Source organism: Bacillus sp. MT94, from assembly GCF_058792475.1.
In genome coordinates this window covers 649496-662335 of the sequence record NZ_JBXAEZ010000003.1, presented here as the reverse complement: position 1 = coordinate 662335, position 12840 = coordinate 649496, and the positions used below count along the sequence as shown (strand labels likewise).

The following is a 12840-nucleotide window of genomic DNA, read 5'->3' as shown; positions in this document are numbered from 1 at the left end:
CATTAGCTCAGTTGGTAGAGCATCTGACTTTTAATCAGAGGGTCGAAGGTTCGAATCCTTCATGGCTCACCATTTTAATAAAACATGCGGGTGTGGCGGAATTGGCAGACGCACTAGACTTAGGATCTAGCGCCTTTGGCGTGGGGGTTCGAATCCCTTCACCCGCACTTTTAATAAAATAACTCATACATGTCTTGCGGAAGTAGTTCAGTGGTAGAATACAACCTTGCCAAGGTTGGGGTCGCGGGTTCGAATCCCGTCTTCCGCTCCAATTTTCAATATGACATGCCGGGGTGGCGGAACAGGCAGACGCACAGGACTTAAAATCCTGCGGTGGGTGACCACCGTGCGGGTTCGACCCCCGCCCTCGGCACCATATGCGCCCGTAGCTCAATTGGATAGAGCGTTTGACTACGGATCAAGAGGTTAGGGGTTCGACTCCTCTCGGGCGCGCTTTTATTAACGGGAAGTGGCTCAGCTTGGTAGAGCACCTGGTTTGGGACCAGGGGGTCGCAGGTTCAAATCCTGTCTTCCCGATATTCCAAAAAACATGGGGCCTTAGCTCAGCTGGGAGAGCGCCTGCCTTGCACGCAGGAGGTCAGCGGTTCGATCCCGCTAGGCTCCACTTTATTTAATATATGTCTCGGAGGTATACCCAAGTTCGGCTGAAGGGATCGGTCTTGAAAACCGACAGGCGGTGAGAATCGCGCGGGGGTTCGAATCCCTCTACCTCCTCCATTTTTAAAAATGGTTTAGACATATAATAATAAATATTTATTTTTTTCCTTCATGGAGGTATACCCAAGTTCGGCTGAAGGGATCGGTCTTGAAAACCGACAGGCGGCGAGAGTCGCGCGGGGGTTCGAATCCCTCTACCTCCTCCATTTTTTAATTTAATATTGTCGCGGGGTGGAGCAGTACGGTAGCTCGTCGGGCTCATAACCCGAAGGTCGCAGGTTCAAATCCTGTCCCCGCAACCAAATGGTCCCGTGGTGTAGTGGTTAACATGCCTGCCTGTCACGCAGGAGATCGCCGGTTCGACCCCGGTCGGGACCGCCATTTTAATAAGGCTCGGTAGCTCAGTCGGTAGAGCAGAGGACTGAAAATCCTCGTGTCGGCGGTTCGATTCCGTCCCGAGCCACCATTTTTTTTATGCCGGCTTAGCTCAATTGGTAGAGCAACTGACTTGTAATCAGTAGGTTGGGGGTTCAAGTCCTCTAGCCGGCATCATTTAGGGGCATAGTTTAAAGGTAGAACTGAGGTCTCCAAAACCTCCAGTGTGGGTTCGATTCCTACTGCCCCTGTAAAGTATATGGGCCTATAGCTCAGCTGGTTAGAGCGCACGCCTGATAAGCGTGAGGTCGATGGTTCGAGTCCATTTAGGCCCACCATATATTATTCCGCAGTAGCTCAGTGGTAGAGCTATCGGCTGTTAACCGATCGGTCGTAGGTTCGAGTCCTACCTGCGGAGCCATGGCCCGTTGGTCAAGTGGTTAAGACACCGCCCTTTCACGGCGGTAACACGGGTTCGAATCCCGTACGGGTCATACAAAAAAGAGTCAGCATTATGCTGGCTCTTTTTTATTTTGTTGATCCTTTTTATCATGTTACTTTCCAGAAATAAATAAAGGAATTTTGGAAAAGCTATGGTATGTATAAAAAGGAGGAAATAAATAATGACACGAGTTAGAGACTTAATGAGTACCCATATTGTACATTGTACACCGCTAGACAATGTATATGAGGCAGCTGTAAAAATGAAGGAAGAATCGGTTGGGTTAATTCCTGTTGTTGAAAATGAGCAAGTTATTGGGCTTGTTACTGATCGAGATTTAGTTGTTCGAGGGATTGCTGAAAAACATCCTGGATCTAATAAAATTACAAATGTAATGACAACAAATATTATCTCAGTTTCTCCAAATGATTCTATTGAAAAAGCTACAGAGCTAATGGCACAGTATCAAATTAGACGGTTACCAGTAGTTGATAGTGGTCAGCTTATTGGCATGTTAGCACTAGGGGATTTAGCTATAAGGGAATCGGCAGATGATCAAGCTGGATTTGCCTTGAGCGAAATCTCAGAGCGTACAGAGTAAATTGAAACTTTAATTAACCGAGATTTTAATGGTCACTCATAAAGAGCTAAATTATATATAAAGTTCAGATGCATTATTCTAGTATATATGGATTAAACTAATATGTTAGCGTGATGTATCTGAGGCATTATATAATAAGTATATGGTTAATAATTTCCACAGTTTTTTTAAATTTGTTATTCTTCATTTTTAATAAGAGAAAAGATGATATACTGATAGATATAAGTATTATGAGAGATTTTGAATATAACAATATTAATTTTTAGTGGTACGATAATAAATTAATATTTCCTACATAGATGAAAAGGGAAGGGGAATTATATGAAGGCTGTACAGGGCGATCCAAATTGGAATTTGGTTACAGATACATATATAGAACCAAATAATTTTGCTGAATTATTTTCTTTGCTTGTACCTTGTCACCCAAAAGGTGAGGGGAAAGAACGAACTATATTAGTATGGAAAGAGAAAGAATTTTATAAAGAAGAAAATTTAGCGGCATTTATCGTATATGGCATGAATAAAGTAAAGAATTTACCGCAGTTTCATAAAGATGAAATTCCAACTTTAGTGCGTATTCTTCGCTTATGCCAAGAGATTGGTTGGTATGAAGAGGCAAATGCTTTTATGATAGCACAAGGATTAGCTGAGTTTGTTCATACTTCATTGGAATATGAAACATGGGATCTTTTGACGCAATCAGTTGCTTTAAACTATTTAATTATTAAATATCGTATAGGTGAATTGACAGATAGGGATATTGAAATTTGGGATAGAGTTAAATTTAATGAGAAATGTATAACCGATTGTAAACATTTATTATCTCATAAAGAAGTATTGGAATTTACATTCTTTTATATGTGCAAGAGAGCGAAATCATTATCAAAAGAGCAATTAAATAGTGATATGATGAGTTTAGCAATGTATTGTAATACTTTCGTATATGATTTATATACACATGATTTATTACGGAAATATCGTAAGTGTACAGATTTCCTATCATATTATGGACCTAGTCAGGCAGTTTTAGCATGTCAAAGAGCTGTATTATCTCAAATTTCCGATCGCTTAGACCCATTAAAGACAACACATGTAGATGATTATTTATATGTAATGAAAGAAATGATGGAGCATATGACGATAGGAGTAATGGATCGATACGGTCATTTTATTGGAAAGCTACTATCTTATGTGCCATTTTTCGAGATGATACAAGTTCCACAGCATGCATATTATTGTGAAGAATTACTGTATATTTGTAAGGGCATTGAATATAAAGAAGAAACACTACGCAATTATATATTTATACAATTACATGATTGTTTACCATCATTCTTTAGGCTATTTCTTAAAAATAAGCGTTACGCAACGATTCATGATATTCTTTTCTATTGGTGCGATGACGAACAACGAATGAGCTTAGAGAAAAAATATAATCTGAGCTTTATTTATGAAAAATATGCTTGTGGATAAACAATATTTTCGATATGAAAAATTAATATAAATTAAAAAGGATCTCCAGTTTATGTGAGATCCTTTTTTGTTAGTAAAACAAGGAGAAAGTGATTAAAACAAGAAACAACATTCCATATAGAAGAAGTTGTGCAGTATAACTTCCTTGTATACCAAAAAAAGTATTGGCTTTCTTATACAAATGCAATATGTATTTTATTGGAGTATCTTTGAAAGATTGGTACACAGTGTCTCCTCTTTCTAAGCTTCTTGTTCTTGTTTTTGTTTTTGGTTATAAGGGACATTAATATATCTAGCTACAAATAATAAAACAGCCATAAAGAATACTGGAAATACAGTAGATAAATAAAAGCCATTACTAATTATATTTGTTATGAGAGCACTCAAAAGAAATATAGCGTTATAAATATGGGCAATTTTTTGTTTTAGTTGCACTTGAAATGATTCCATCATAATTTCTAATGCAACAAAAGCAATAATAATAGATAAAAATACAATGTTTGTATTGTAAATGATTAAACAACAGATTAAACCTAAAAAGGCTGCGTATTCAATTATAAGAGGTATATTGCGTGGCATACAATTTACCTAACTAAATATGGCAGTGGATTTACTGCATTTGTTTTTTCAAAATTCCATTCTCCATTATGTAATTCAAAATGAAGATGTTGCCCGTATGAATGACCTGTGTTGCCCATATGACCTACTAATTGTCCAGCTTGTACTTGATCACCAGTTTGTACAGTGCGATCCTTCATATGAGCATAAACAGTTGTATATAATTTCCCATTGATTTGATGCGCAATGAACACAACATTGCCATAGCTAGCTGAATAATAAGATTTCACAACTTTACCTGCAGCAGCAGCTTGGATAGAGACGTTCCCTGGAGCAGCAATATCTATACCATAATGCATTTGTTCCCAGCGTATATCAAAGGTTGAGCTAATTCTTCCTTGAGCAGGGAATTTGAAAGCAGCTGGAATAGATGAAGGCTGATCTGTTTTAGCCTGTGGTTGATTTTGTACTACATAGTGTTTTGCTACATATCCGTATCCTGTGCCAAAACGAATTTTATACCAAGTTCCTACAGTTTCTACTACTTGTACTTGTGTACCGTTTTGTAATGAACCGAGTAGAGCGCTACTTGTACTAGTGTTGCTACGTACATTCAGATTAGGTGTTGCAACAGTATATTTTGTATTATTTTGAACGGTGATTCCTTTTACTAAGGGTTGTGAACCATTAGAGATGAATGCTTTTTGTACGTAACCCGTTTGGCCATTATGTGATATTTTATACCATTCGCCTTGATCTTCTTGAACGGTAATAAACTTGCCATTTGGTAATACATCTAAAATGGAAGATTCTAAATTAGGTTCAGAGCGAACGTTTAATGCATTAGCATTGACGATGTATTGATCATTAGATTGAAGTTTGTTTTTTAGTAAAATAGCATCTTTTTGTACATAACCTACTTTATTATGAACAGATACTTTATACCAACCATTAGTTGTTTCAAGGATGTTCACTTTTGTATTAAAGCGAATTGTATCAATTGATGTGCTTTTTACGTTATCTTCTGTATGTAATGCTACTTGATCGACTTTGACATACCCAGTTTTAACATTAGATAATTGTTCAGCGTTTGCTTTTTGTACATTTGTTTCACCCATAGAAGGAAGTAAAGAAGCAATCGCTACAGTAGTTGCTGTTAAAGCCGTAGCTTTCATATTCATGGAATAGAGACCTCCTCTAGTTGTATAGTTGTAATTTTATTATAGTATAAAGATATAATATAGTGGGTGTATTCACATAAATGTAATATGAAATCAATATAAAAATAAATTTTTTGAGGATAATGATTCCTTTTTATACAATTAATTTGGGTTTTATTTTCTAAAATAGAATGTATGTATTGTATAACTTCAATATTTTGTTGATAATTAAGAAAATTAAAACAGTTGATGATGTCTTATTAGGGTGTTATACTGACAGTGATAATTTTATAGTTTGCTAGGAGAGCTGGTGTTGCCAGCTGAGAGTAGGCCGTAAGCCTTTGATCCTTTTTATTACCTGATCTAGATTATGCTAGCGTAGGGAAGCAATTCGGACACTAACAATGAGTCCCCGTTTCTTTGCGTATAGAAACGGGGCTTTTTTATTTAAAAATTTCATATTGAAACCACTAGGGGTGCTTGATTTGCTGAGAGAGGAATAATCCTTAACCCTTATAACACCTGATCTAGGTAATACTAGCGAAGGGAAGTGGAACATCGAATAAATGTATAATTTTATTTGCTGTAACCACTTCTTATATATAGAAGTGGTTTTTTATTTAGATACATATATTGAAAGGGGATAGAGAAATGAAATTTTGCGATAGATTATTAGAAACTGTGCAACCGGTTTGGGAGATGAGTCATAATCATCCGTTTGTAGTGGGTATGGGAGATGGCACGTTAGAAAAAGATAAATTCCAGTATTATATTATTCAAGATTATTTATATCTGCTAGATTATGCAAAGTTATATGCGATTGGTGTTGTAAAAGCAACGAATCCACAAGTAATGGGAAAGTTCGCTGAACAAATTGATGGGATATTAAATGGCGAAATGACAATCCATAAACAATATGCAAAAAGACTTGGAATTTCTATAGAGGATATAGAGTCTGCGAAACCATCTGCTAAAAATTTAGCTTATACAAATTACATGATGTCTGTATCTCAAAATGGCACACTTGCAGAATTAATAGCAGCGCTTCTTCCATGTATGTGGAGCTACTGGGAAATTGGAAAGCGTTTAAATGATATTCCTGGAGCAAGAGATCATGAGTTTTTTGGTGAGTGGATTCAAGGATATAGTTCGGAAGAATACGGTAATCTTTGTATTTGGTTAATAGATTTATTAAATGAAATGGCAGTTGGAAAGTCTGAGAAAGAACTAGATAGATTAGAGGAGATTTTCTTATATTCCAGTCGATTTGAATATTTATTCTGGGATATGTCCTATCGTAAGGAGATGTGGGGATTTGAGGAGCAAGAACATACTACAGTTTCATAATGTTTCTTTTCATTACGATGAGAAACCAATCATCCATGAATTAAATGCTTCTATACATGAGAAAGAGTTTGTCAGTATTATCGGACCGAGTGGATGTGGGAAAAGTACTTTATTTCGCCTTATTACAGGCCTAGATAAGGTAAGTATTGGAAAGATAGAACTGACAGAAACAAAGCACCATCCTGTAGGATATATGCCGCAAAAAGATATGCTTTTGCCGTGGAGAACAATTATTGAGAATGCTGCTCTGCCGCTAGAGTGCCAAGGTGTACAGAAGAAAGAAGCCCAAGTAAAGGCAAAGGAACTGTTATATAAATTTGGTTTACAAGGATATGAGACAAAACATCCGAAAGATTTATCTGGTGGTATGAGGCAACGCGTATCTTTTATCCGAACTTTGTTAACGGGCGGGGAGATATTGTTATTAGATGAACCGTTTAGCGCGTTAGATGCTTTAACGAAGGCCTCTTTGCAAGAATGGCTGTTTGAACAATGGCAAGAGTGGGAAAAAACAATTTTATTCATTACTCATGATGTTGAAGAAGCGTTATTTCTTTCGAACCGAGTTTTAGTAGTGGAACAGCAGCCGATAACGACTTTGACTGAGCGGATTGTACCACTTGATCATAACAGAACACGAAAAGATTTATATAAACCGGAAGTATTAGCGCTGAAAGATGAGCTTCTTAGTATGTTACAAAGGCAGGTACTTGTGTGATGAACCGATTGAAAGAATTAGTTCCTGCTATTACACTTTCTAGTATTTTACTAGCTGTGTGGGAAATAGGAGCAAGAATTGTAGATGAGATGTACATTTTACCGTCACCGTCTGCGATTGTAATGAAGATATGGAAACTAAAAGACATATTATTTACGGTTCATTTACCTGCAACGTTATACGTCGTTTTAATAGGTGTTGTTATTTCTATCGTATTAGGTGTAGGGCTAGCGATGTTAATGAATGCGAGTACATGGATGGAAAGAGCATTTTATCCATTATTAGTTGCTTCACAAACGATTCCGATTACTGCGCTTGCTCCGCTATTTGTTTTATGGTTTGGATACACAATTTGGAGTAAGGTTGTTGTCACAGTTTTAATTACGTTTTTCCCGATTGCGGTCAATACGTATGATGGACTGCGTAGTACAAAAAAAGAATGGGAGGAGCTCTTAGTTACATATGGAGCAACGAAAAGAGATATTTTTCTTAAATTAAAGTTGCCGTCTGCTCTTCCTTATTTTTTCTCAGCTTTAAAAATTGCAGTTCCGCTTAGTGTTATCGGAGCAGCAATTGGAGAATGGCTCGGTGCACAAGCTGGACTTGGATATTTCAGTAAGAGAATGATGACGCAGTTAGATGGAGCTGGCGTATTTGCACCCATTGTATTGTTATCATTATTAGCTATTTTCTTCGTCGTACTTATTTCCATATTAGAAAAGAAATTCATTAGTTGGAGGAAGCATTCATGAAATTTTTAAAGCGCATCTTTGTGTTTACATTATTAATTGCAATGATTACAGGATGTTCGAGTAATTCAGCATCAGAAAAAAGTAAAAAAGAGAAAGAAATAACAGTCATGTTAGATTGGTATCCAAATGCGGTACATAGCTTTATTTATGCAGCAATTGAAAAAGGATACTTTAAAGAAGAAGGTGTAAAGGTAAATATTAAATTCCCTTCTAATCCGACTGATCCATTAACATTGGCAGCAGCAGGGAAGGTGACAGTTGGCTTGTATTATCAGCCAGATGTTGTTATGGCAAGAGCAAATGAGCAAATTCCAGTGAAATCAATTGGGGCTGTCGTACGTTCACCATTAAATCATGTCGTATCGCTGAAATCAGCGGGTATTCAATCACCGAAAGATTTAGAAGGAAAAACAGTAGGATATTCTGGAACACCTTTAAGTGGGATGTATTTAAAAACGATGGTAAAAGAAGCTGGTGGTAATCCTGATACAGTGAAAGTAGTTGATGTTGGATTTGATTTAGTACCAGCCTTAATTACGAAAAAAGTGGATGCGGTAACAGGGGCATACATTAATCATGAAGTACCGGTTATGCGTCATGAAGGCCATGAACCAGCTTACTTTAATCCAGCTGATTACGGAGTACCGAACTATCATGAACTTGTGTTTGTAACAGGTGATAAAACGTTGAAAAAAGATAAAGAAGCGTTGCAAGCTTTCTTACGTGGTACGAAAAAAGGCTATGATTTCATGAAGAAAAACCCAGATGAAGCATTGAATATTTTATTAAATCATCAAGAAAAAGAAAACTTCCCACTTGTGCCAGAAGTTGAAAAGGAAAGTATGAAAATTTTATTAGAGAAGATGGAAACGAAAGATGAGCCATTTTTATCAGATTCAAAAGAATCTTGGGAGAAACAAAATAAATGGCTGAAGGACAAAGGAATGACGAAAGAAACCGTTCCAGCCGATGAACTATTCGAAAATATTTTAAAGTAGGCGAATGAATATGAAAAATGAGCTCCACGTAATCTCAAATGGCCATATGCCATTCGAAGAGTTAGTGAATGTAGCGATGCAAATTGAGAGTGAGATTGATTATTTGCATATTCGTGAGCGTGAGAAGAGTACGAAGGAGTTATATGAAGGTGTGGAAAGTCTTTTAATGGAAGGCTTTCCGGCTTCTAAAATTGTCATAAATGATCGAATTGATATTGCAATTTTATTAAATATTCCTCGTGTTCAACTAGGGTATCGAAGCACAGATGTAAAGTCAGTGAAAGAAAAGTTTTCGTATTTGCATGTCGGTTATTCTGTGCATTCGCTAGATGAAGCGATAGTAGCATTTAAAAATGGAGCAGATTCACTCGTTTATGGTCATGTATTTCCGACAGATTGTAAAAAAGGTGTGCCAGCGAGAGGGCTTGAAGAAATTTCTGACATTGCAAGGTGTTTATCTATACCGATTACAGCAATTGGAGGAATTACTCCAGAAAACGCAGTGGATGTCCTTACTAACGGTGTAAGCGGTATAGCAGTTATGTCCGGAATTGTAAGTAGTAGTGACCCGTATAGCAAAGCGAAATCTTATAAGGAATCAATAAGAAAGTGGGCGGAAAAACATGTGTGAGAAGTATGATGTAGCGATTATTGGTGGTGGTGTAATTGGTAGTTCAGTTGCACATTTTCTAGCAGAAAGAGGACATAAAGTAGCGATTGTAGAGAAGCAAAGAATTGCATCGGAAGCTTCAAAAGCAGCTGCTGGTCTACTTGGTGTTCAGGCAGAATGGGATGCGTATGATCCGCTATTTGAACTTGCTAGAGAAAGCCGAGCTATATTTCCACAACTTGCAGCAGTTTTACGTGAAAAGACGGGTATTGATATTGGATATGAAGAAAAAGGAATTTATCGTATTGCTCAAAATGAAGATGAGAAGGAAAGAATTCTTCACATTATGGATTGGCAGCAAAAAACAGGTGAAGATTCCTATTTTCTAACGGGAGACCATGTGCGGGAAAAAGAGCCGTATCTATCCGAATCTATTATAGGAGCAGTATATTATCCGAAAGACGGTCATGTTATTGCACCAGAGCTTACGAAAGCATTCGCACATTCTGCGGCAATGTCAGGTGCTGATATATATGAACAGACAGAAGTGTTTGATATTCGTATTGAAAATAATAAAGTGACCGGAATTTTTACGAGCGAAGGTATTGTCACATGTGAGAAAGTCGTTATTGCAGGAGGTTCATGGAGCACGAAGTTACTCAGTTATTTTCACCGCGATTGGGGTACATATCCAGTTAAAGGAGAAGTGGTTGCGGTAAGAAGTAGAAAACAACTTTTAAAAGCACCTATTTTTCAAGAAAGATTTTACATTGCTCCAAAGCGCGGTGGACGTTACGTAATTGGGGCAACAATGAAGCCACATACGTTCAATAAAACTGTGCAGCCAGAAAGTATAACTTCTATATTGGAGCGTGCTTATACAATATTGCCAGCTTTAAAAGAAGCAGAATGGGAAAGCGCATGGGCAGGATTAAGACCACAATCGAATCATGAAGCTCCTTATATGGGAGAGCATGAAGAAATAAAAGGTTTATATGCTTGCACGGGCCATTATCGGAACGGTATTTTATTAAGTCCTATTTCTGGCCAATATATGGCTGATTTAATAGAAGGAGAGCAAGAGAATCATTTGCTAGATTCATTGCTTTCTAGAAGAGTTTAGAGAGGGGATGGAAGTTTGAGATTAAAAATTAATGGTAACCAAATTGAAGTGCCAGCGAGTGTAAAAACAGTAGCTGAGTTACTTACACATTTAGAGTTAGATAACAGAATTGTTGTAGTAGAGCGTAATAAAGATATTTTACAAAAAGATGATCATACAGATACATCTGTTTTTGATGGAGATCAAATTGAGATTGTAACTTTCGTAGGAGGCGGTTGATTATGTTGAACATTGGACCATTTTCATTTCATTCTAGACTTTTATTAGGTACAGGTAAATTCCCTGATTTTGACGTACAGCAAAAGGCAATTGACGTTTCTGAAGCTGAAATTTTAACATTTGCAGTACGTCGTATGGATATCTTTGATGCAAAGCAACCTAATTTATTAGAGAAACTTGATGTGAAAAAATATACGTTATTACCAAATACAGCAGGGGCAAAAAATGCTGAAGAGGCTGTTCGCATTGCAAAATTAGCAAAAGCGTCTGGGCTTTGTGACATGATAAAGGTAGAAGTTATTGGTGATGATAGAACGTTATTACCGGATCCGGTAGAAACGTTAAAGGCATCTGAAATGTTACTGGAAGAAGGATTTATCGTACTTCCGTACACATCTGATGATGTTGTATTAGCACGTAAATTACAAGAGCTTGGCGTGCATGCGATTATGCCAGGAGCATCTCCAATCGGATCAGGACTTGGTATTGTAAATCCATTAAATTTGGGCTTCATTATTGAACAAGCGACAGTACCAGTTATCGTTGATGCTGGTATTGGTAGCCCAGCTGATGCGGCATTTGCAATGGAATTAGGAGCAGATGGCGTGTTATTAAATACAGCTGTATCAGGAGCAAAAGATCCTATTAAAATGGCGCAGGCAATGAAACTAAGTATTGAAGCAGGCCGTTTAGGATTTGAAGCAGGTCGTATTGCACGTAAGCGCTGTGCAACTGCAAGTAGTCCTTTAGAAGGAATGAGCGTAGTTGAATAATCGATATTCTCGCCAAGAACTATTTTCTCCAATTGGAGCAGAAGGGCAGCAAAAGATAAGAGAAAAGCATGTACTTATTATCGGTGCAGGTGCATTAGGTAGTGCAAATGCAGAGATGTTTGTAAGAGCGGGTGTTGGCAAGATAACAATTGTTGACCGTGATTATGTAGATTGGAGTAATTTACAAAGACAACAATTGTATGCAGAGAGCGACGTAAAGAATAATCTCCCAAAAGCTATAGCGGCTAAAAAACGTTTAGAAGAGATTAATAGCGATGTAACAATAAAAGCTCTCGTTCAAGATGTAACAGCTGAAGAGCTAGAAGAACTTGTTACAAACGTTGATGTAATTATTGATGCGACTGATAATTTCGAAACACGCTTTATTGTGAATGATATAGCACAAAAATATTCTATTCCATGGATTTACGGTGCATGTGTAGGTAGTTACGGTCTTTCTTACACAATCATTCCTAGTAAAACACCATGTTTATCATGTTTATTGCAGTCGATTCCGCTTGGCGGGGCAACATGTGATACAGCGGGTATTATATCACCTGCTGTATCTCTTGTCGTTTCTCATCAAGTAACAGAAGCTCTTAAACTGTTAGTAGAAGATTACGAATCACTTCGAGATGGGCTTGTATCGTTTGATATGTGGAAGAATGAGTATTCATGTATGAATGTGCAAAAGCTTCGCCAGCATAATTGTTCTTCATGCGGAGAGAATGCATTATATCCGTATTTAAATAAAGAGAACACATCAAAAACAGCAGTTTTATGCGGGCGAAATACAGTTCAAATTAGACCACCTCATAAAGAGGAAATGAATTTTGAACAATATAAAGAGTTGCTGGAAGGTCGCGTGAATGATTTAAATGTAAATCCATATTTACTATCATTTTCTGTTGAAGACAAGAGGTTAGTCGCCTTTAAAGATGGCCGTGTGCTCGTACATGGAACGAAAGATATAAGCGAAGCAAAAACGATTTATCATCGCTATTTTGGATAGA

13 protein-coding genes, 16 tRNA genes and 2 riboswitches are annotated in these 12840 nt (G+C 37.3%); of the genes, 27 read left to right on the top strand and 2 right to left on the bottom strand.

Features of this window, described 5'->3' with window-relative positions; genetic code table 11:
• Positions 1-86 precede the first annotated feature (86 nt).
• From AC1Q51_RS15200 to AC1Q51_RS15115, 18 genes are all read left to right on the top strand, one after another.
• Positions 87-167, top strand: a tRNA-Leu gene (locus AC1Q51_RS15200).
• A gap of 29 nt (positions 168-196) precedes the next feature.
• Positions 197-271: transfer RNA gene (locus AC1Q51_RS15195), tRNA-Gly, on the top strand.
• Between the two features lie 16 nt (positions 272-287).
• Positions 288-376 (top strand) — tRNA-Leu (locus AC1Q51_RS15190).
• A gap of 3 nt (positions 377-379) precedes the next feature.
• A tRNA-Arg gene (locus tag AC1Q51_RS15185) sits at positions 380-453 on the top strand.
• A 10-nt stretch (positions 454-463) separates the two neighbouring features.
• Positions 464-537 (top strand) — tRNA-Pro (locus AC1Q51_RS15180).
• A 15-nt stretch (positions 538-552) separates the two neighbouring features.
• Positions 553-625, top strand: a tRNA-Ala gene (locus AC1Q51_RS15175).
• 20 nt (positions 626-645) lie between these two features.
• A tRNA-Ser gene (locus AC1Q51_RS15170) sits at positions 646-738 on the top strand.
• Positions 739-791: 53 nt separating this feature from the next.
• Positions 792-884 (top strand) — tRNA-Ser (locus AC1Q51_RS15165).
• Positions 885-903: 19 nt separating this feature from the next.
• Positions 904-980 (top strand) — tRNA-Met (locus tag AC1Q51_RS15160).
• 3 nt (positions 981-983) lie between these two features.
• Positions 984-1059 (top strand) — tRNA-Asp (locus AC1Q51_RS15155).
• Positions 1060-1068: 9 nt separating this feature from the next.
• Positions 1069-1144: transfer RNA gene (locus tag AC1Q51_RS15150), tRNA-Phe, on the top strand.
• A gap of 10 nt (positions 1145-1154) precedes the next feature.
• Positions 1155-1227: transfer RNA gene (locus tag AC1Q51_RS15145), tRNA-Thr, on the top strand.
• 6 nt (positions 1228-1233) lie between these two features.
• Positions 1234-1304: transfer RNA gene (locus AC1Q51_RS15140), tRNA-Trp, on the top strand.
• A gap of 10 nt (positions 1305-1314) precedes the next feature.
• Positions 1315-1391, top strand: a tRNA-Ile gene (locus AC1Q51_RS15135).
• Positions 1392-1399: 8 nt separating this feature from the next.
• Positions 1400-1474 (top strand) — tRNA-Asn (locus tag AC1Q51_RS15130).
• A gap of 1 nt (position 1475) precedes the next feature.
• A tRNA-Glu gene (locus AC1Q51_RS15125) sits at positions 1476-1547 on the top strand.
• 129 nt (positions 1548-1676) lie between these two features.
• Positions 1677-2096 carry a CBS domain-containing protein gene (locus AC1Q51_RS15120; RefSeq protein WP_016513712.1) on the top strand — a complete coding sequence of 140 codons (420 nt, stop codon included), beginning with the start codon at positions 1677-1679 and terminating at the stop codon, positions 2094-2096.
• A gap of 321 nt (positions 2097-2417) precedes the next feature.
• Complete coding sequence (locus tag AC1Q51_RS15115; RefSeq protein WP_000648915.1) at positions 2418-3569, top strand: DUF3965 domain-containing protein; 1152 nt, start codon at positions 2418-2420, stop codon at positions 3567-3569.
• Between the two features lie 240 nt (positions 3570-3809).
• On the opposite strand, the gene AC1Q51_RS15110 is transcribed toward AC1Q51_RS15115, so the two are convergent.
• Entirely contained in the window at positions 3810-4148 is a 339-nt protein-coding gene (locus tag AC1Q51_RS15110; protein WP_001137818.1) for a hypothetical protein, read from the bottom strand.
• A 5-nt stretch (positions 4149-4153) separates the two neighbouring features.
• Positions 4154-5308, bottom strand: a complete 1155-nt coding sequence (locus AC1Q51_RS15105; RefSeq protein WP_001056045.1) for an SH3 domain-containing protein — start codon at positions 5306-5308, stop codon at positions 4154-4156.
• Between the two features lie 269 nt (positions 5309-5577).
• Positions 5578-5689: riboswitch (TPP riboswitch) on the top strand.
• Positions 5690-5749: 60 nt separating this feature from the next.
• Positions 5750-5853, top strand: a riboswitch (TPP riboswitch).
• Between the two features lie 85 nt (positions 5854-5938).
• On the opposite strand from AC1Q51_RS15105, the gene tenA reads away from it, so the two are divergent.
• From tenA to thiF, 9 genes are read left to right on the top strand one after another with little or no spacing between them, the layout of a single operon-like run.
• Positions 5939-6634, top strand: a complete 696-nt coding sequence (gene tenA, locus AC1Q51_RS15100; RefSeq protein ID WP_000666820.1) for a thiaminase II — start codon at positions 5939-5941, stop codon at positions 6632-6634.
• Positions 6603-7352, top strand: coding sequence for an ABC transporter ATP-binding protein (locus tag AC1Q51_RS15095; RefSeq protein ID WP_090978431.1), 750 nt, complete (start codon positions 6603-6605; stop codon positions 7350-7352). The genes tenA and AC1Q51_RS15095 overlap by 32 nt, the downstream gene beginning before the upstream one ends.
• Positions 7352-8104 (top strand): ABC transporter permease, encoded by a 753-nt coding sequence (locus tag AC1Q51_RS15090; protein ID WP_001080857.1) that lies wholly within the window; start codon positions 7352-7354, stop codon positions 8102-8104. The genes AC1Q51_RS15095 and AC1Q51_RS15090 overlap by 1 nt, the downstream gene beginning before the upstream one ends.
• Positions 8101-9102, top strand: a complete 1002-nt coding sequence (locus AC1Q51_RS15085; RefSeq protein WP_492331583.1) for an ABC transporter substrate-binding protein — start codon at positions 8101-8103, stop codon at positions 9100-9102. The genes AC1Q51_RS15090 and AC1Q51_RS15085 overlap by 4 nt, the downstream gene beginning before the upstream one ends.
• A gap of 10 nt (positions 9103-9112) precedes the next feature.
• A complete protein-coding gene (gene tenI / locus AC1Q51_RS15080; protein ID WP_000787167.1) occupies positions 9113-9733 on the top strand; it encodes a thiazole tautomerase TenI in 621 nt (206 codons plus the stop codon).
• Positions 9726-10835 carry a glycine oxidase ThiO gene (gene thiO / locus AC1Q51_RS15075; protein ID WP_090978433.1) on the top strand — a complete coding sequence of 370 codons (1110 nt, stop codon included), beginning with the start codon at positions 9726-9728 and terminating at the stop codon, positions 10833-10835. Before tenI ends, thiO begins: the two co-directional genes overlap by 8 nt.
• Before the next feature lie 15 nt (positions 10836-10850).
• A complete protein-coding gene (gene thiS, locus AC1Q51_RS15070) occupies positions 10851-11054 on the top strand; it encodes a sulfur carrier protein ThiS (RefSeq protein WP_088022297.1) in 204 nt (67 codons plus the stop codon).
• 2 nt (positions 11055-11056) lie between these two features.
• Entirely contained in the window at positions 11057-11827 is a 771-nt protein-coding gene (gene thiG, locus AC1Q51_RS15065) for a thiazole synthase (protein ID WP_000931980.1), read from the top strand.
• Positions 11820-12839, top strand: coding sequence for a thiazole biosynthesis adenylyltransferase ThiF (thiF, locus tag AC1Q51_RS15060; protein WP_001065409.1), 1020 nt, complete (start codon positions 11820-11822; stop codon positions 12837-12839). Before thiG ends, thiF begins: the two co-directional genes overlap by 8 nt.
• Position 12840 lies beyond the last annotated feature (1 nt).